This is a genomic window from Gemella bergeri ATCC 700627 (assembly GCF_000469465.1).
GTDB classification, from domain to species: Bacteria; Bacillota; Bacilli; order Staphylococcales; family Gemellaceae; genus Gemella; species Gemella bergeri.
In genome coordinates, this window is record NZ_KI271871.1 from 1 (window position 1) to 18,202 (window position 18,202).

The following is an 18,202-nucleotide window of genomic DNA, read 5'->3' on the forward strand; positions in this document are numbered from 1 at the left end:
TTTATTTTATAAAAAATAAAAAATAAATTTGATTTCAAGTGTTATATTATGATATTGCATATAAACTAGAAAATTTTTACCTATAAGTAATTATTATTTATTAAATTGAACTGACTACCAATAGAAATTATGAAAAAATAATGCTCAAATAAAAAAATCAAGATGAAATTTCATCCTGATTTTTTAGCTTTTTATAACTCACCTTCAATATTAGTAGCTGTTCCTTTTTCTTTCAATTCAGAACCGGTACCGACTATTTCCACTTTACCTGATTTTAATTCTTCTACAGCCGCTTTAATTTTTTCCGTTGTAGTTTGATCTAAATTAGGATTTTCTTTCGGAATACCTACACCATTTTCTTTAATTCCAAAAATATGATCACCGTTTTTAAATTGATCTGCTTTTATGTCATTTAAAATTTTTGTAACGGCTACTTCAATATTTTTTACCGCTGAAGTTAAAACAGCTGATTTTTGATAGTCTTTACCATCTTTATCTTTTCCTTTAAAGATTCCTTCTTCATACTGATCTTTATCTACTCCGATAACCCAGTGTTTAATTTCCCCACTATTTTTCATATCAATAACGCCACGTTCTTTTGCTTCTGAGATGACACCGTTACCTGTGTTTCCTGCAGCTACGAAGATGACGTCCGCTCCTGAGTCGTACATTGTTGCTGCTAGGGTTTTACCTTTGTTTGTGTCTGAGAATGTGCCGCTATAGTTATACATAATTTTAACATCTTTGTTTGCTGCTTTAGCACCTTGAACAAAACCAATACCAAAACGCTCTACCGGTGGAATTTTTGTTCCTCCGATAAATCCTACTTTACCGGTTTTAGATTGTAAAGCTGCTATATATCCTGCTAGATAACCTGCTTCTTGTTCTTTGAATATAAGAGATGCAATATTCGGTTCATCAACAGAAGTATCTATATATAAGAATTTTTTATCTTTATTTTGTTGAGCAACTTTTGGAATTTCCTTTTCAAATTCATAACCTGCTACCGAAATTATATCAGATGCTTTTGTTGCATTTTGCAAGTTTGCAGCTATATCTGATTGGTTTTTAGTTTCAATGACAGCCGGATCTTTCGAACCGTTAGCTTTTGTCCATGCTTGTATAGCCTCGACGTTTGCTTGATTAAAACTTTTATCTTTTGCTCCGCCTTCACCTGTTACTATACCGATTTTATAGTTTTTTCCATCGGTAGAGCCGGTTTCTTTTTTATCATTTTTTGATGAACAACCTAAAGTCACCAATGATAATGTTAATAAAATGGTTATAAGAGTGCGTAATTTCTTCATAATATCCTCCTTAGTTCGCTTTCTCTATAATATTTTATAAATACACAATAACATAAAACTTAAACGATTTCAATATATTTTTTAATTTTTTCACAGTAAATGAAAATTCTACTTTTTTTATTTAGTTTATGCTATAATATTTGTGATAAAGCATTTTCAGGAGGAATTATATGACTTACTATAATAATATTGTTGAAACGGCTAATTATATTATAAAATATTTCAATGCTAAGATAGATTATGCTGTGGTTCTTGGCAGTGGAATTACACTTGAATTAGAAAATCAACAAGAGCTTGGCTATGAGGCTATCCCAAATTTTCCGGGAAATAATCGTGCTAATCATGTAAAAGGTCATGCTAATAAACTTACATTTGGTCAAATTGCCGGAAAAAATGTTCTGGTTCTTAATGGAAGACTTCATTATTATGAGGGACATAGTATGAAAGATGTTGCATTTATGACTTATGTTGTGAAATTTTTGCAAGTAAAAGGGTTATTTATCACTAATGCGTGTGGGGCTGTTAATACCGATTTTTCTGAGGGGGAAATTGTTTGTCTTGATGATTTTATTTCGTTGGTTAGTGATAATCCGTTAATAGGAGAAAATGATTTGCGTCTTGGAGAACGTTTTGTTGATATGACAACACCGTTTGACCCTTATTTAGTAGAAACATTAAAAAATTCTGCAAGAGAGTTGAATATTAATTTACCACAAGGTACTTACGGTTTTTTCCAAGGTCCATATTTTGAAACACGTGCCGAGATTCAGGCGTTTAAAACAATGGGATGTGACTTAGTCGGTATGTCTACCGTTCCTGAAGTTATTGCAGCAAATCATGCGGGGTTGCCGGTGGCGGTTTTAGCCTGTGCTACTAATATGGCAACAGGTATTCAAGAGAAAAAGCATGATCATGAGCATGTTTTAAAAGTTGCAAAACAAATAAGTATTAATTTAAAACAATTACTTGTAAAAACTTTAGAAAATTTAAAATAGAGGTGTTTATTATGGAAAAAATAATTTTTGAAAAAATTATTGATGGTGAAATTCCCAGTTACAAAATATATGAAGATGAACATGTGTATAGCTTTTTAGATGTTTTTCCGATTACTAAAGGGCATACTTTGGTAATTCCTAAAAAACATAGCCGTAATATTTTTGATTGTGACCCTGAAGTAGCGGCAAATATCGGACGTGTTTTACCTAAAATTGCCAATGCGGTAAAAAATGCTTATGGCTGTGACGGTGTTAATATTTTTCAAAATAATGAAGAATATGCCGGACAAAGTGTATTTCACTTGCATTTCCATATTGTTCCACGTTACAAAAATAAGGATACTAACTTTGATAATTTAGAGATAAAATGGCCACCACAAAAAATTGAATCTGATGAATTTAAAGAAATTCAACAAACAATTATTAATAATATTAAGTAGTTTATAAGGAAAGTGCAAATAATGTAGTAAACTTTTATAATTTATAAGTTTAGTTGTATAAAATTGTTAATTAATTCAACGAAGTAATGACTTTTTTAGAGATTATTCTATAAAAGTTATTACTTTTTTTGTAGTGTAGTAATTTTAAGTCAAATTTTTGTGTTATACTTCGTGTATAATTTATTATGTTATTTAGTATTAAATAATAAAAAATTTGTTTTTAAATTATTGTTATAATTTTTAATTATTTCGAGAATAAATAATAACGTATACAATTCAGTTTATAACTATAAAATAAAAAAGTATAAATAATAACAAATTAATAGTATAAAATTGTTTAAAATACTTTTCTAGTGGGAAAAAATATATTATAATATATAGGTAAGAAAATACAAAAGTGAGGTAAAGATATGTATGCTATAGAAATGCTGAACATTACTAAAAAGTTTGGCGACTTCTACGCTAATAAAGATATTACCATTCAGGTTAAGAAGAATGAAATTCATGCACTTCTTGGAGAAAATGGTGCTGGTAAATCTACGTTGATGTCGGTTCTTTTTGGGATGTATCATCAAGAAGAAGGTGTAATTAAACTTGATGGTAAAGAAGTTGACATCAAAGATCCGAAACATGCTAATAAATTAGGAATAGGAATGGTGCATCAACATTTTAAACTGATTAAAAATTTTACAGTTGCTGAAAACATTATTTTGGGAATGGAAGAAGTAAAAGGCGGTAAGATAGATTTGGAAACAGCTGCTGCGAAAATTTCAGAACTATCAAAAAAATACGGACTTGAAGTAAACCCCAAAGCCTTAGTAGGAGATATTAGTGTCGGAATGCAGCAAAGGGTAGAAATACTTAAAATGTTGTATCGTGATGCTAACATTTTAATATTTGATGAACCGACCGCGGTATTAACACCTGCGGAGATTGAAGAGTTTTTGGCAATTTTAAAAAATCTTCAAGCTGAGGGGAAAACAATTCTTCTAATTACACATAAATTGAACGAAATTATGGCGGTAGCCGATCGTTGTAGTATTATTCGTCGTGGAGAATACTTCGGTACTGTTGAGATATCTGAAACGACTAAAGAAAAATTAGCAAGTCTTATGATTGGTAAAGATTTGGAAATAATTAAATATGAACGTTCACGAGATGGTATAAAAAATATATTAGAAGTGGCAGGCGTTTATGCAGATACTACTGAAAAACAAAATATTTTACATGATTTCAACCTTGAAGTAAAAGAAAAAGAGATTCTTGGTATTGCCGGGGTTGATGGAAATGGTCAACAGCAATTTGTAGAGGTATTAAATGCTCTTTTAAAACAAACAAAAGGGAAAATTATTTTTGAAGGGCAGGATATAACTACGTTATCAACATCAAAACGTAAAGAATTAGGTCTTGAAATTATAGCAGAAGACAGACATAAAGACGGGTTGGTTCTTGATTTTAGTATAGAAGAAAATGCGGTGTTGGAAAATTATTATACATCAAAATTTGCCGGTCGCGGTTTTTTGAAAAAACCTGTTATTTCTAAATTTGCAAAAGAATTATGCGAGAAGTATGATGTACGAAAAGCAGGTGATGAAAAAATTTCTGCTCGTAGTATGAGTGGAGGGAATCAACAAAAACTTATTATCGGTCGTGCGTTAGAGTTAAATCCGAAATTATTAGTTACAACACAACCCACTCGTGGTCTTGATGTGGGAGCAATAAATGGTATTCATAGAATGTTGATAGATTATCGAGATAGAGGAAACAGTGTTCTTCTAATTTCGTTTGATTTAGATGAGATATTAACATTATCGGATAGAATAGCGGTTATTCATAACGGTAATATTATTGATGTTGTAGATAATGATGAAAATGTAACTAAAGAACAATTAGGTCTGCTTATGGCAGGGGTTAAGAAGTAGAGAGGAGAACGTATGTTAAAGAAAATTTTAACTAATGCGGTACTACCGATATTAGCTTCATTTATTATAGGTGCTATACTTATTTCGGCAATAGGAGCAACACCGGGAGATGTATTAAATGTAGTAGGAGCTATTTTCTCAGATTCAAATAGTATAGCTGAGATTTTTGTATCGACTATTCCGTTAATTTGTACGGGGTTATCGGTGGCGTTCGCATTTAGAACAGGATTATTCAATATAGGAGCAGAGGGTCAATTTATAATGGGTGGACTTTTTGCAGGGATTGTAGCTATTAAAATGCAAGGTATGAATTTTTACTTAGTATTAGTAGCAGCAATATTGGCTGGTATTATAGTTGGTGGCGTTTGGGCAGGAATAGCCGGATATTTAAAAGCAAGATTTAATATTAGTGAAGTAGTTGTAACAATCATGCTTAATTATACGGCATTATATTTCGTTCAGTTTGCAGTTCCTAAATTTATTCGTGGAACAAATGATATTATTTCTAAACCAATAGCTGATGATACCGGTGTTGGATATTTACATAATTCTCTGATTGAAGGAATTTTTAACAACTATCGTCTTGGTACGGATTTATTTTTAGCAATTATAGGTGTTATTATTTTCTATATCGTCATGGAAAAAACGGTGTTTGGATACGAACTTCGTTCAGTAGGATTTAATCCGAATGCTTCTAAGTTTGTCGGTATGAAAGTTAATAGAAATACGGTTCTTTCAATGGCTATTTCCGGAGCTTTTGCAGGTTTAGGAGGAGCGTTATACAATATGGGACCGGTAGGGCAGGTAGTAGCAGGTTCAACATTCCAAGGCTTTGGATATATGGGAATTGCGGTAGCTTTAATAGGTGCTAATACTGCACTAGGTTCATTATTAGGTGCGTTATTATTTGGATTCTTAGGTGTATTAACACCACAATTATCATTTATTGGTATTCCAAAAGATATAGCAAATATTTTAATCGGTTTAATCGTATTATTTGTAGCAGCAAAAGCTATTTTTGATAATAAGTTACTTGATAAATTATTTAACAGTAAGAAACAGAAAGGAGAAAAATAGATGGATACAGTATTATCACTATTAGACTCAATGTTACAATATACAGCGCCTATTCTAATAGCGGCTATTGGTGGTTTCTATTCGGAAAAAAGCGGTGTTGTTAACATTGCCCTTGACGGTTTCGTAATTTTCGGTTCATTTATAGCTTCATTTATAGCGGTATCGGCATTTGACGGTTCACCGACAATGACACAATTAATACTTTGCTTGTTGATAGCAACACTTTGCGGTGGTTTAATGTCGCTTATTCACGCATTTATCAGTATTAATTTAAAAGCGGATCAGGTAATTTCCGGTACGGCGATAAACTTAATTACGCCGGCTATAGCATTATTTTTGGTTAACCATTTTAACGGAACATATGAATTACTTCTAGCTAACGGTTTTCCAAGATATACAATTATTGGGAAATTTACGGTATATCCAACGGTTATAGTAGCAATATTATTGGTAGTTATTACTTATTATATTATTTATAAACGTCCGTTCGGATTAAGACTTCGTTCTGTCGGAGAAAATCCGCAAGCCAGTGATTCATTGGGACTTAATGTTTTTAAATATCGTTATATCGGGGTGTTTATATCAGGGTGTTTGGCAGGATTAGCCGGAGCGATTATTGCAACAACATTTAGCCAAGGGTTTAATGCAGCGATTACGGTATATGGATTTGGTTATTTGGCATTAGCAGCCTTAATTTTTGGCAAATACAATCCAATAACAATAACTTTAGCATCATTATTCTTTGGTGGAACTAAGGTATTTGCGGAAAAAGTTTCAATTTTAGCACCGGATTTACCGATTCCGGTATCGTTTTGGAATATGTTTCCGTTCGTCGCAACGATTATTGCTTTAATCGTCTTTTCTAAGAAAATTTCTACTCCTGAGGCACTTGGAGTACCATATGATAAGGGTATGAGATAAGGTAGAGAGTAGTTAACTATTGAATAGATGAATATTTAATAAAAAACTTTATATTATATTGAAAAATTTAAAGATGACTGTTTTTATCGCTATATAAAAGCAGTCATCTTTTTTGGTAAGGAAAATACCATATAACACTTGGTTATGTGGCTTTTCTTTCTGTTTTTCTTTTAAATTTCATATTTATTGAAGAACATTTTTGGATTAGTAAATTTTTCCTTATGCTTCATTTATTATGTAGCCAAACTTTTAAGATTTTTTTGCATTAAGATATATTTATATTTCAAATTCCAGTTGTTTTTCATTTGAAGATAGTATTCTATACTTACCGTTGGTAATATCAGCAATCCAATTATTAAAATTTTCAATCTCTTCTTGTATAACATATATTGTATAAACAATTTTATCAGTGTAATCTAAATGATTTACAATAAAATTAGTTTTTTGAATTTCATATTCTATTTTTCCATTAAGATTATAATCCAATTCTATTTTTATTTCAAAAGCATTTTTTCTTTCGACGAGAGTTGAATTCTTCAGAGCATTAATAACACCACCGCTATAGGCACGTACGAGACCGCCGGTTCCCAATTTTGTACCACCGTAATATCTAATAACGACAGCACAGACATTTTTAATATTATTTTTCATTAAAATATCAAGCATTGGAGTTCCGGCAGTACCGCTAGGCTCTCCATCATCATTTGCACGTGTTATCTCATTATTATTACCAATAACATAACAAGAACAAATATGAGTTGCATTATAGTGTTTTTTTCTCATTTTTTGAATGAATATTTTAGCGTCTTCTTCATTATTAATTCGTATTAAATGCGTTATAAAAGTAGATTTTTTTTCGATAAATTCATCATAAGAATTTTCCTTAATTGTAATAAATTGTTTTGACATAAGTTCTCCGATAAATAAGTTTTTTAGTATTAAATCAAGTTTTGTAATCATTATCTTACAATGTTTTAAAAAAGTCAATATTATATGGTAGCAAAATAGGAGTAGATCTAAGGTAATGATTTCAAGAAATCAGTTTTATAGATCCACTCCTGAAAAACTATATCGTTTGTATGTTTGCAAATGATATAGTTTTATATGAGTAGTTAGCATTTTGAAATTTTATCTTTTGGATTAGATAAAACTTATTTTTGTTGTTAATTATTTTTATCGGTAGTCGGACGATTTTCATTACTAATAGTAGGATCATTTTTCAAATCCGCTTCCGATAGTCTATCAGGGAGATTAACCAATAAATCTTCAGGTGCTAAAGAAGTAAGACTTATAGGTTGGTATCTTGAAGCAGGAAGTAGATTTTTTGTTCTATATTCCTTGCGCCCGATAGCAATTCTACCTTGATAGTAGATATTAAGTAAATCTGTAGCATTAGGCAATGATAGATCCAAGTTATTTCTTAATGCCGAAGAAGCATACAGTAGAGAACTTGGTTTTGGATAATAGTAGTAAACACCATTATACATTACATCATAGCCGGATATTCTGTGTGAAACTATTTCAATATCATTGTTAATGAACATTTTAATGGCAGAAGATATTTGGGTAGTTTCCAAGTTGTGTTCCACATTATTACCTGCAATATTAATTACTTCGTTAATTTTTGTTAAAGCATTTAAACTTTTAGCTTTATCAATTAATGCGTGGATAGCTTGTAGTTGTCGTTGACCACGTTCGATATCACTATCATAATAACGACTGCGTACAAAAGCGAGTGCTTGTGCACCACTTAGCGTATGCCAACCTTTTTTAAGTTTTATAGTATTTGCCTCTCCGTTAGCATTTTGTTCATCCATATCAAACGGAACGTATAAATCAATTCCGCCAAAAGCATCAACGGTTTGTTCGAATGCTTTAAAGTTTATTAACACATAAAAGTTAATAGGAGTATTAAGTAAATTTTCTACTGCATTAACTGTACCTTGAACACCGTTATACGCATGAGCATGAGTTATTTTATCAAAGAAAAAAGCATTTTCTGTATTGTTATCTTTTTTATCTCGCATTAAAGTAAGAGAATCTCTAGGGATACTAACCATATCCATACGTTTTTTATCTTTATTTACAGTAGCTAAAATCATAGAATCGGTTCTACTATCCTCTCTTGTTTGCCCTTGAGCTGCACGAGAGTCATTTTCATCAATTCCTAAAAATAATACTGAGAATTTTTTGAAATTTGGATCCACAGAAGAAAGGTAATCGGCTTTTTTATAACCTTTATTAGCGGAAGAATGGAAGTTAAACAGTGTATAGCCTGCAAAAGCAATCGTTCCAAATAATAATAAACCTATAATAGAAAGTATTATTCTTTTTAAACCGAATTTATTTTTTTTCTTATTTTCATAGCGACGTCTTGTTCTATCTCGTCTTGACATATTTTCAGTCATTCTAAATTATCCCCTTTAAAAAACATTTAACTTTTTTATTATACTATATAATTATCTATTTATCTACAAAAAAGAGATAATTGACCTAAATAATAAGTAGAAATCTTTTGATATTATTGTTCTAATGTTTTAAAATAGATGTATTGATATAAAAATTAAGGAGTTTCTTATGCCGGAATTACCAGAAGTTGAAAATATAAAATTTGGTTTAGAAAACAAATTAAAAGAAAAGAAAATTATTGAAGTAACCTTTTCCGAAGTTGTAAAAAATGGTCATTCTACCGGTAAGCAAACGATAGTAAAGCAAAATTTATTAGAATTTAGAAAAAATATTGTAAAAAAAACTATTTATAATGTTGTACGCCGAGGGAAATATTTATATTTTATTTTAGATAAAGGGTATCTTATTATCCATTTCGGAATGACGGGGGCTTTTTTTGTAGTAAAGGACATAAGGGAAATAGATAATAAGAATTATTATAAACATCGACATGTTATTTTTGATCTAAATACCGGAGAAAAGTTGGTATTTAGCGATATTCGTCGTTTTGGAGAGTTAAGGTATATAGACGATATTACAACATTTAAACCTTTTAACAATCTAGCACCGGAACCGTTTGATTTAGGGACTGAACAATATTTTATATCTAAATTGAATGAGAAAAAATATAAAGAACAATCGATAAAAGCATTGCTTCTTGATGGAAATGTTTTTTGCGGTTGCGGTAATATTTATGATTGTGAAGTGCTATATCGAAGAAAAATTCATCCGTTAACTAAAGCCGATAAACTTAGTTTATCGGATAAGAAAGGATTATTTAGAGAATTGGTTGATATTTTAGCGTTTGCGATTAAAGAAGGTGGCTCGACGATTTCTGATTATGTTCATACTGACGGTGGAGAAGGAAATATGCAAAATTTTCACCAAATATATGGTAAAAAAAATTGTCCTGTAGGTCATAATGTTGAAAAGATAGAAATAAAAGGTAGAGCTAGTTATTTTTGTCCGATTTGTCAGAAAAGAAAATAAGAAGGAGATTGTATATTGGAGAATGCAATAGATTTTATAAAAAAGTACATTAGTGTAATAGTAGGTTCGGTTATATTTGCAGCAGGCTTAGAATTTTTCTTAATACCGAATAATATTCTTGATGGTGGTGTTATAGGTATTTCGATTATTTTTAGATATTATTTGCCTTTACCGCTCGGAGTGTTTATTTTCATTTTAAATATTCCCTTTTTATATTTGGGATATAAGCAGATTGGTAGAGGTTTTGCTATTGCATCTATATTCGGGATTACGGTTTTATCCGTTGCGACATCGGTTTTTCATCCGTATAAACCGTTAGTAACAGATCCGTTTTTAGCATGTATCTTTGGTGGTATTATACTTGGTATAGGGGTTGGACTTGTTATTAGAAATGGTGGAACACTTGACGGTAGTGAAATGTTTTCGATATATGCAACGAAAAAACTGCCTATTTCTGTAGGTGAAATGGTACTTGGTATTAATATAGTTATCTTTATTATCTCCGGGTTTGTCTTTACGTGGGAAGCGGCACTATATTCAATGATTAGTTATTTTATTGCTTCGAAAGTAATGGATATTGTCATAGAAGGTCTTAATGACTCTAAATCTGTAATGATTATTTCCGGTAATTATCAAACCATCAGTCAAGAAATTCAAGATAGATTAGGACGAGGAGTAACATTACTTCATGGAGAAGGTGGTTATTCGGGTCATGAAACAAAAATTGTTTTTTGTGTTATTACTCGAATAGAAGAGTCTAAACTTAAAAAAATTGTTTTTAAAAATGATAAAAATGCTTTTCTATCAATAGGAACGGTAAGTGAAGTAAGCGGTGGGAACTTCAAGAAAAAAGATATACATTAATACTGATAAAACCGATAGTAGAATTTTGTTGATGTTAATTTATAAGTATATGATTATTTTTTAGAGGAATAAAATTTTAAAATCTTGATTAATCTTAAAAATTAATCAGGATTTTTTGTTTAATAATGATTACTTAGGACAAAAAAGAGTAACTATGGTATAATAAGATATAAATTTTACTAAGGATAATAATAATGAAAATTAAAGAGATAATAGTAGTTGAGGGTCGTGACGATACCAATCGAGTAAAAGAAGCGGTTGATTGTGATACGTTTGAAACAAACGGTTCGGCACTTACAAAAAAAAAGATTGAGCGTTTAATATATTTAGAAAAAACACGAGGTATTATTGTTTTAACGGATCCGGATTATGCAGGTAAACGTATAAGAAATATTATTACAAATAATATTCCAACAGCCAAACACGCTTATATATCAAACAAAAGAGCGGTTGATAACAAGGGAAAAATCGGTATCGAAGCTGCAAAAAAAGAAGATATTATAGCTGCGTTGAAAAAACTGTATACACCATTAACCGAACCTAAGAATGAAATTACAAATGAATTATTGATTGAATTAGGTCTGGTTGGGGGAATGACATCAAAAATACTGCGTGAACAATTATGTGAATGTTTAAATATTGAATACACAAATGCTAAGCAATTATTAAATAAATTAAATATGTATGGAATAGAAAAAGAACGATTAATAGAAGAAATGAACAGAATAAATAAAGGATAAAGAGATGATAGGTACACCTAAAAAAACATTTGAAATATTAAAAAAACACGGTTTTACTTTTAAAAAAAGTTTGGGGCAAAACTTTTTGGTGGATGCTAATATATTAAATCGTATAGTAGATGGTGCAGGAGTAGATAGTAATGTTGGTGTTATTGAGATAGGTCCCGGTATCGGTTCATTAACAGAAGCATTAGCTAAAAAAGCTAAAAAAGTAATTTCGTTTGAAATTGACAATCGTCTGCTGCCGATTCTATCAGAAACATTGGCTATGTATTCTAATGTTGAGATTATTAATAACGACATATTAAAAGTAGATGTTGATTCAATTATTACTGAAAAAATGGCGGACTGTAAACAGATCATGGTTGTAGCAAATTTACCATACTATATTACAACGCCGATTTTGACACACTTAATAGAAAATACAACTAAAATTAATGGATATGTTGTGATGATGCAACGTGAAGTTGCTAATAGATTAAGTGCTAAAGTAGGAACAAAGGATTATAATTCTTTAACAATTTTATTGAATTACTATACTAATGTAGAATATTTATTTACAGTACCGAAAAAAGTTTTTGTGCCGGCACCTAATGTTGAAAGTGCCGTTATAAAAATTATAACAAAAGAGAAAAATGAGTTTGAAATAGAAGATGATTTTTTTAAATTTGTTAGATCTTGCTTTGTTCAACGTCGTAAAACGTTATTGAATAATTTAATATCAGGTTACGGTAAAGATAAAAAATTAGAATTTCAAATCAGTTGTAATAATATAAATATAGATAGTACAAGACGTAGCGAAACATTAACATTAAAAGAGTTTTATGAATTGTATACAGAGTTGAAAAATAAAAAATTAATATAGATTAAGGGAGAATTGGCATGGAAGAATTAAAAGACATTATTACATTATTTAGAAAAAAACGTGGCTGGAACGATTACAACAGTGAGGCGAATTTTGCAAAAAGTATCTCAATAGAGGCAGCGGAATTATTAGAACATTTTCAATGGGATGAAAAGAATTTTGATAAAAAGGAAGTTCAGGATGAACTTGCCGATGTTCTTATATATTCATTAGCAATGTGTTATCATATGAAAGTAGAGCCTAAAGAAATAATCAAGGAGAAACTTATTGATGTTGCAAGACGTTATCCGGAGAAAAATTGTTAAATTTATTAACTAAGAGTAATATTTAGAACGTAATTTTAACGTTTGTTAACTTTAAAAATAGAAAAACTCAGCCGATTAAGTTCGACTGAGTTTTCTCGATTATCTACTTGTTTTAGTTTGTAGAACTTTTATATCTTTTGATTTGTAAAATAAAGCATATAATACTGTTACAAAGATAGTTAAGATGGCGCATAAAATATAGATACCGCTATAAGAAAGTACGCTATGGACGGTACCTAGTGCGTATGGTCCAAATCCAAGACCAAGATCAAGACCAATAAAGTAAGTAGAAAGGGCGATACCTACTTTAGTTGAATCGACCAATTTTAGACAAACGGCCTGACCATTTGACATAAACGTACCGTATCCAAGTCCGATTAAAGCACCGGATAATAACAACATAAAGCTACCGTTTGTAAAACTTAGCATAATTAAACCAAGTGCAAGAAAAACAAAGCTGGGATACATTACGGCATTTTCTCCGCGTGCATCAAAAATTCTTCCGGCAAAAGGACGAGTAGCCGTAATAATAAGTGCATAGACGACAAAGAAAAACGCACCTGCTGTACTTAGATGTAAATTATCCGCATAAATTGACAAGAAACCAAGCACGCTGGAATATGCAAGTCCGATTAAAAATGCTACTAATGAGATAAATAATACTTTGTATTCGATAAATGTATTTAATGACCAACTATTAAGTAAAGATTTTTGCTCAGCAGACAGTTTGATATTTTGAACCGGAAAAACAAAACAGGCGACGGCAACGACTACTGATAGCACAATAGCTAATATAATAATTGCATTAAAACCAAGCATTGGCAGTAGCAACATACCTATAAAAGGCCCTACAGCGGCAGCTAAACTGGTGCTAAGCCCATAGTAGTTAATCCCTTCACCGTTACGTGATTTTGGAATATATGCGGTAACAATAGCATTAGCGGCGGTAGAAATAGTACCGTAAGCAAACCCGTTTAAAAATCTAACGGTATCAAGTATGATAATATTAGATGAAATAAGGTAAGCAGCTGTTGTTATCAAGTAAATTAATGCGCCGAAGCGTAAAATTTGTTTTCGACCGACAATTTCCAATTTTTTCCCCATATAAAGACGAGCAATAAGAGTACCTATAATATAAATACCGGCAGCGAAGCCTGCTTCAGCGGCACTGGAGTGTAGTTCGCCGGTAGCAAATTTAGCAGTAATAACCACAAAGCAATAGTAAATTAAAAATACAATAAAATTAATTGAAGTTATTGTGATAAAGCCTTTATTAAATAATTTTTCATTTTGAATAGTATCACTAGAATGAGTGTCCATTAAAATCTCTCCTTGTAAAAAGTAATTTCTAATTTTTTCTTATATTAACTATAATACTCCTATGAAAATTAATTTTCAATAGGTAATTTTTTCATAAAATGATAAATATTCAATTTTCATCGTACAATAAAGGAAATAAGTTTAGTATATCAAAAAACCTTAAATATAACATTTTTAAATAAGTTTTATGAATGGATAGATTTCTATTTACTTAAAACAAAATAATGAAAACGAATTATTTTCAAAATTTTCAAAAATTCTGTTAGAAGAAGAAAACGAAATATTAAACGAAAATATATAACTTAAAATGTTCTTAATATATTTTTAATAATTTTTTAAAATAAAGATAGCTGATTATAATATTATTTGATTCGGCATTTGGTAAAAGTTACAATGAAATGAAGGGTGTGGAAAGAAACGTTTTGAAAAGCATTTAAGTTAATCGCCTAAATAATTAATAAAATATTTATAGAGATGAGATTTTAATAGGAAAAAGTACAATAAGAACATTAATTGTTATGGTGGTTATATTATTATTGTCAACTTTATTAATTATATTTTATTAAAATTTGAAAGTAGCCTAAATATTAGTGATTTATAGAGGTAATTGTCAGATATTTTTCAAAAATTTTTAAAAATATATTGACAATTTTAAAGGTGTTTGTTAAAATAATGGCAAAGATAGAAAAAAGAAGGAGAAAGAAATAAATGAGACTGTATCAAGTTGACGTATTACAACTGAATATTCGTTGGCAAAGCCACTAGATATGGAGTCGATCTTGTTTCTTAATCAAAAAGCATAGATACGACTCTCAGCTGAGAAGTGAGTATCTATGTGGATTATTTGTGTTACATGAACAAAGACCACATGGAAATATGTCTGGGTGGTCTTTTATTATACTCTTGTTTATATTAAGACCGTTGGGATAATACCGGTGGTCTTTTTTCATATAGATACGCTTCGAAAATATAACAAAAATATTATTAACAAATTTAAAGGAGATATCAAAATGAAGATTAACAAAATTTTTGTAGCGTTCGCAGTATTATTAGTATGTGTATTAGGATACGGGGTTTATACACACAATAAGGGGAATGAAACTTCTAAGCAACAGGAAAATAAAGAGGTTAAGGTTGGGGTGCTTCAGCTACTAAGTCATCCGGCTTTGGATCAAATTTATAAAGGTTTGGAAGATGGGCTTGCAAAAGAAGGTTATGTTGTCGGAAAAAATTTGAAAATTGATCTGCAAAATGCTCAAGGGGATCAAAGTAACTTGGCGAGTATGGGGCAAAAGTTGGTAAGTGATAACAATGATATTTTAGTAGGTATTACTACACCTGCAACCTTGTCGTTATCAAATTCAACAAAAGACAAACCTATCATTATGGCAGGTATTACATATCCGGTAGAGGCGGGATTAATTCAGACAGAAGATAAACCGGGCAATAATATCACAGGAGTTAGTGACAGAACACCGATTAAACAGCAACTAGAAATTATGAAAAAAGTTCTACCTAATATGAAAAAAGTCGGTATTCTTTATACGGCAAGTGAAGATAATGCGGTAAAACAAGCTCAGGAGGCGGAAAAATTAGCTAAAGAATTGGGGCTTGAAACAAAAACAGCAACGGTAGCAAATACAAATGATATACAACAAGTAACGGAAAATTTGGCATCACAAACGGATGCGATTTTTGTTCCGATCGATAATACAATAGCAAGTGCAATGGCAACAGTGGTGAAAGTAACAGATGCTAAAAAAATTCCGGTCTTTCCGTCAGCTGATACTATGGTAGCGGACGGTGGAGTATTGGGACTTGGAGTTGATCAATATAAAATTGGGCTTGAAACTGCTAAAGTAGTTGCAAAAGTTTTGAAAGGCGAAGATACAAAAACAATGCCAATCGTATTGGCAAATGAAGGAGTTATTTACTTAAATGAAGCAAAAGCTAAACAATTAGGTATTGAAATTCCAAAGGATATTAAAGATAAAGCAAAAATAGTGGATAAAAAATAACATATTACAATTAATGTGTATGCTATTTGTGTAATATAGTAGAGGTAAATTATATATGGATTTAATTATATCGGCAATAGCTCAAGGTATGCTATGGGGGTTATTGTCATTAGGCTTATTTATCAGTTTTAGGGTATTAAATATTGCGGATATGACTACAGAGGGAGCATATCCGTTAGGTGCAGGGGTAAGTGTTATTTGTATTCATAACGGAATAAATCCTATTATCGCAACATTAATAGCTATGTTTGCGGGGATGGTTGCAGGAATCATTACCGGTTTTCTTATTACGATATGCAAAATTCCCAGTCTGTTAGCAGGAATTTTATCGATGACAGCACTTCTTTCTCTAAATCTTCGTATTATGGGAAGACCTAATTTAAGTTTGCTAAACAGAGATACAATTTTCAGTAAATTATCACAGTTGGGATTACCGACACATTATGATACTGTGTTAGTTGGTTGTTTGTTGTCAATATTAATTATTTTAGCGATGTCGTTATTTTTTTCAACAGAATTAGGGCAAGCGCTCATTGCTACCGGCGATAACAAAAAAATGGCAACTGCTTTGGGTATTTCAATAAAAAGCATGACAATTTTAGGTTTAATGCTTGCTAATGGAATTATATCGTTAGCAGGTGCGATTTTAGCACAAAACAACGGATATTCTGATGTTAATAGTGGTATTGGAGTAATTGTTGTAGCTTTGGCAGCTATTATTATTGGCGAAGTTATTTTTAAAGACGTAAGTTTTACACAACGTTTAGCCTGTATTATTTTTGGGGCTATTATCTATCGTTTGTTATTGGTCGGTGTTCTTAACCTAAATATTATTGCGGCAAATGATTTTAAATTAATTTCAGCGTTGGTGATTACATTATTCTTAACGTTACCGCAATTAAAGGTGAATAAAAGAGGTGGAAAGTAAAATGTCAAACATCGAAATAAAGAATATTTATAAAACATTTTTCCCTAATACCAATAGAGCACAACATGCTTTAATTGATGTTAATTTAACAATAAATAATGGAGATTTTATTACTATTTTAGGAGGTAACGGAGCCGGGAAATCGACGTTTCTTAATGCTATTGCAGGTTCATTTTTATTGGATAGCGGTGAGATTTTAGTGGATGGGAAAGATATTAGTAAAATTGTTGAACATAAACGTGCGGAGTTCATAAGTAGAGTTTTTCAAAATCCCTTAGATGGGACAGCACCACGTATGACGGTTGCTCAAAATATGGCATTAGCACTTCGACGTGGTAGAATAAGGGGATTGAAAAAATCAATAACAAAAGAAGATAGGGTATTATTTAAACAATTATTAAAAACTTTGGAGTTAGGACTGGAGGATAGGCTTGATAGTGAAATGGGACTTTTATCTGGAGGGCAAAGGCAGGCTATTGCGCTATTGATGGCTACGGTAAAGACGCCAAAATTATTACTTCTTGATGAGCATACTGCAGCACTTGACCCTAAAACTCAGAAAAAAATAATGGAATTAACACGAAAAAAAGTCGAAGAAAAAAATTTAACGGCACTGATGATAACGCATAATATTCAAGATGCGGTAAAATATGGAAATCGTATTATTATTTTACATCGTGGACGCTTAATTAAGGATATATATAATGAAAAAAAAGAAAAGTTAGACTCGAAAGCAATTTATGAGTTGTTATATAATTTAGAAGATACAGAATAGTAAGGAAACCAGCTTAAAAATATTTTTAGGCTGGTTTTTATTTGATTGGTAAAAATAATTATAATGATAATAACTATCATCAGTTATTGTAAGTATATTATTTTTATTTTTATTTCCATAATATTAAAAATATATGGGTTGCAATATATAAAATACGAAGATTAGTTTTTAAATTTAATATTAATAACAAAAGAAGCTAAAGTAATTAAATAATAGAGTTTACTTATTATCAAATTATACTTTTCATTTTAATTAATAAAAAAATATTTAAAACGAACTAAAAGTAG

17 protein-coding genes are annotated in these 18,202 nt (G+C 30.8%); 13 read left to right on the top strand and 4 right to left on the bottom strand.

Features of this window, described 5'->3' with window-relative positions:
* Positions 1 to 191: 191 nt before the first annotated feature.
* On the bottom strand, positions 192 to 1,307 hold the full coding sequence (locus HMPREF1983_RS06485) for a BMP family lipoprotein (protein WP_040461236.1): 1,116 nt from the start codon (positions 1,305 to 1,307) through the stop codon (positions 192 to 194).
* Between the two features lie 170 nt (positions 1,308 to 1,477).
* Between HMPREF1983_RS06485 and HMPREF1983_RS06490 the strand changes: the two genes are divergently transcribed.
* From HMPREF1983_RS06490 to HMPREF1983_RS06510, 5 genes are all read left to right on the top strand, one after another.
* Positions 1,478 to 2,302 (top strand): purine-nucleoside phosphorylase, encoded by an 825-nt coding sequence (locus tag HMPREF1983_RS06490; RefSeq protein ID WP_021753511.1) that lies wholly within the window; start codon positions 1,478 to 1,480, stop codon positions 2,300 to 2,302.
* 11 nt (positions 2,303 to 2,313) lie between these two features.
* Complete coding sequence (locus HMPREF1983_RS06495) at positions 2,314 to 2,742, top strand: HIT family protein (protein ID WP_021753512.1); 429 nt, start codon at positions 2,314 to 2,316, stop codon at positions 2,740 to 2,742.
* A gap of 410 nt (positions 2,743 to 3,152) precedes the next feature.
* The gene (locus HMPREF1983_RS06500) at positions 3,153 to 4,664 is read left to right on the top strand and encodes an ABC transporter ATP-binding protein (RefSeq protein ID WP_021753513.1); all 1,512 of its coding nucleotides are present in this window, start codon (positions 3,153 to 3,155) and stop codon (positions 4,662 to 4,664) included.
* A 12-nt stretch (positions 4,665 to 4,676) separates the two neighbouring features.
* The gene (locus HMPREF1983_RS06505; protein WP_021753514.1) at positions 4,677 to 5,741 is read left to right on the top strand and encodes an ABC transporter permease; all 1,065 of its coding nucleotides are present in this window, start codon (positions 4,677 to 4,679) and stop codon (positions 5,739 to 5,741) included.
* Complete coding sequence (locus tag HMPREF1983_RS06510) at positions 5,742 to 6,662, top strand: ABC transporter permease (protein WP_021753515.1); 921 nt, start codon at positions 5,742 to 5,744, stop codon at positions 6,660 to 6,662. It abuts the gene before it with no gap.
* Positions 6,663 to 6,938: 276 nt separating this feature from the next.
* Here the strand turns inward: HMPREF1983_RS06510 and HMPREF1983_RS06515 are convergent, their stop codons facing one another.
* Both HMPREF1983_RS06515 and HMPREF1983_RS06520 read right to left on the bottom strand, forming a co-directional pair.
* Positions 6,939 to 7,571 (bottom strand): YigZ family protein, encoded by a 633-nt coding sequence (locus tag HMPREF1983_RS06515; RefSeq protein WP_040461238.1) that lies wholly within the window; start codon positions 7,569 to 7,571, stop codon positions 6,939 to 6,941.
* 254 nt (positions 7,572 to 7,825) lie between these two features.
* Entirely contained in the window at positions 7,826 to 9,070 is a 1,245-nt protein-coding gene (locus HMPREF1983_RS06520) for an LCP family protein (RefSeq protein ID WP_021753517.1), read from the bottom strand.
* Positions 9,071 to 9,239: 169 nt separating this feature from the next.
* Between HMPREF1983_RS06520 and mutM the strand changes: the two genes are divergently transcribed.
* The 5 genes from mutM to HMPREF1983_RS06545 all read left to right on the top strand — a co-directional run bounded on the left by mutM (position 9,240) and on the right by HMPREF1983_RS06545 (position 12,874).
* A complete protein-coding gene (gene mutM, locus HMPREF1983_RS06525; protein WP_021753518.1) occupies positions 9,240 to 10,100 on the top strand; it encodes a bifunctional DNA-formamidopyrimidine glycosylase/DNA-(apurinic or apyrimidinic site) lyase in 861 nt (286 codons plus the stop codon).
* Positions 10,101 to 10,115: 15 nt separating this feature from the next.
* Entirely contained in the window at positions 10,116 to 10,964 is an 849-nt protein-coding gene (locus tag HMPREF1983_RS06530; RefSeq protein ID WP_021753519.1) for a YitT family protein, read from the top strand.
* A gap of 194 nt (positions 10,965 to 11,158) precedes the next feature.
* The gene (gene rnmV, locus HMPREF1983_RS06535; RefSeq protein ID WP_021753520.1) at positions 11,159 to 11,704 is read left to right on the top strand and encodes a ribonuclease M5; all 546 of its coding nucleotides are present in this window, start codon (positions 11,159 to 11,161) and stop codon (positions 11,702 to 11,704) included.
* A 4-nt stretch (positions 11,705 to 11,708) separates the two neighbouring features.
* Positions 11,709 to 12,569 carry a 16S rRNA (adenine(1518)-N(6)/adenine(1519)-N(6))-dimethyltransferase RsmA gene (rsmA, locus tag HMPREF1983_RS06540; RefSeq protein ID WP_021753521.1) on the top strand — a complete coding sequence of 287 codons (861 nt, stop codon included), beginning with the start codon at positions 11,709 to 11,711 and terminating at the stop codon, positions 12,567 to 12,569.
* A 17-nt stretch (positions 12,570 to 12,586) separates the two neighbouring features.
* Positions 12,587 to 12,874 carry a nucleotide pyrophosphohydrolase gene (locus tag HMPREF1983_RS06545; RefSeq protein ID WP_021753522.1) on the top strand — a complete coding sequence of 96 codons (288 nt, stop codon included), beginning with the start codon at positions 12,587 to 12,589 and terminating at the stop codon, positions 12,872 to 12,874.
* A 99-nt stretch (positions 12,875 to 12,973) separates the two neighbouring features.
* On the opposite strand, the gene HMPREF1983_RS06550 is transcribed toward HMPREF1983_RS06545, so the two are convergent.
* On the bottom strand, positions 12,974 to 14,194 hold the full coding sequence (locus tag HMPREF1983_RS06550) for an MFS transporter (RefSeq protein WP_021753523.1): 1,221 nt from the start codon (positions 14,192 to 14,194) through the stop codon (positions 12,974 to 12,976).
* A 1,010-nt stretch (positions 14,195 to 15,204) separates the two neighbouring features.
* On the opposite strand from HMPREF1983_RS06550, the gene trpX reads away from it, so the two are divergent.
* From trpX to HMPREF1983_RS06565, 3 genes are read left to right on the top strand one after another with little or no spacing between them, the layout of a single operon-like run.
* The gene (gene trpX / locus HMPREF1983_RS06555) at positions 15,205 to 16,212 is read left to right on the top strand and encodes a tryptophan ABC transporter substrate-binding protein (RefSeq protein ID WP_040461242.1); all 1,008 of its coding nucleotides are present in this window, start codon (positions 15,205 to 15,207) and stop codon (positions 16,210 to 16,212) included.
* 55 nt (positions 16,213 to 16,267) lie between these two features.
* Positions 16,268 to 17,140, top strand: a complete 873-nt coding sequence (locus HMPREF1983_RS06560; RefSeq protein WP_021753525.1) for an ABC transporter permease — start codon at positions 16,268 to 16,270, stop codon at positions 17,138 to 17,140.
* Position 17,141: 1 nt separating this feature from the next.
* Positions 17,142 to 17,915: an ABC transporter ATP-binding protein gene (locus HMPREF1983_RS06565; protein WP_040461244.1), complete on the top strand. Its 774-nt coding sequence runs from the start codon at positions 17,142 to 17,144 to the stop codon at positions 17,913 to 17,915.
* Positions 17,916 to 18,202: the final 287 nt, after the last annotated feature.

Bases quoted from the DNA above. Each gene is read 5' to 3' on its own strand.
- HMPREF1983_RS06485 (WP_040461236.1), bottom strand. From the start codon at position 1,307: ATGAAGAAATTACGCACTCTTATAACCATTTTATTAACATTATCATTG.
- HMPREF1983_RS06490 (WP_021753511.1), top strand. From the start codon at position 1,478: ATGACTTACTATAATAATATTGTTGAAACGGCTAATTATATTATAAAA.
- HMPREF1983_RS06495 (WP_021753512.1), top strand. From the start codon at position 2,314: ATGGAAAAAATAATTTTTGAAAAAATTATTGATGGTGAAATTCCCAGT.
- HMPREF1983_RS06500 (WP_021753513.1), top strand. From the start codon at position 3,153: ATGTATGCTATAGAAATGCTGAACATTACTAAAAAGTTTGGCGACTTC.
- HMPREF1983_RS06505 (WP_021753514.1), top strand. From the start codon at position 4,677: ATGTTAAAGAAAATTTTAACTAATGCGGTACTACCGATATTAGCTTCA.
- HMPREF1983_RS06510 (WP_021753515.1), top strand. From the start codon at position 5,742: ATGGATACAGTATTATCACTATTAGACTCAATGTTACAATATACAGCG.
- HMPREF1983_RS06515 (WP_040461238.1), bottom strand. From the start codon at position 7,571: ATGTCAAAACAATTTATTACAATTAAGGAAAATTCTTATGATGAATTT.
- HMPREF1983_RS06520 (WP_021753517.1), bottom strand. From the start codon at position 9,070: ATGACTGAAAATATGTCAAGACGAGATAGAACAAGACGTCGCTATGAA.
- mutM (WP_021753518.1), top strand. From the start codon at position 9,240: ATGCCGGAATTACCAGAAGTTGAAAATATAAAATTTGGTTTAGAAAAC.
- rnmV (WP_021753520.1), top strand. From the start codon at position 11,159: ATGAAAATTAAAGAGATAATAGTAGTTGAGGGTCGTGACGATACCAAT.
- rsmA (WP_021753521.1), top strand. From the start codon at position 11,709: ATGATAGGTACACCTAAAAAAACATTTGAAATATTAAAAAAACACGGT.
- HMPREF1983_RS06545 (WP_021753522.1), top strand. From the start codon at position 12,587: ATGGAAGAATTAAAAGACATTATTACATTATTTAGAAAAAAACGTGGC.
- HMPREF1983_RS06550 (WP_021753523.1), bottom strand. From the start codon at position 14,194: ATGGACACTCATTCTAGTGATACTATTCAAAATGAAAAATTATTTAAT.
- trpX (WP_040461242.1), top strand. From the start codon at position 15,205: ATGAAGATTAACAAAATTTTTGTAGCGTTCGCAGTATTATTAGTATGT.
- HMPREF1983_RS06560 (WP_021753525.1), top strand. From the start codon at position 16,268: ATGGATTTAATTATATCGGCAATAGCTCAAGGTATGCTATGGGGGTTA.
- HMPREF1983_RS06565 (WP_040461244.1), top strand. From the start codon at position 17,142: ATGTCAAACATCGAAATAAAGAATATTTATAAAACATTTTTCCCTAAT.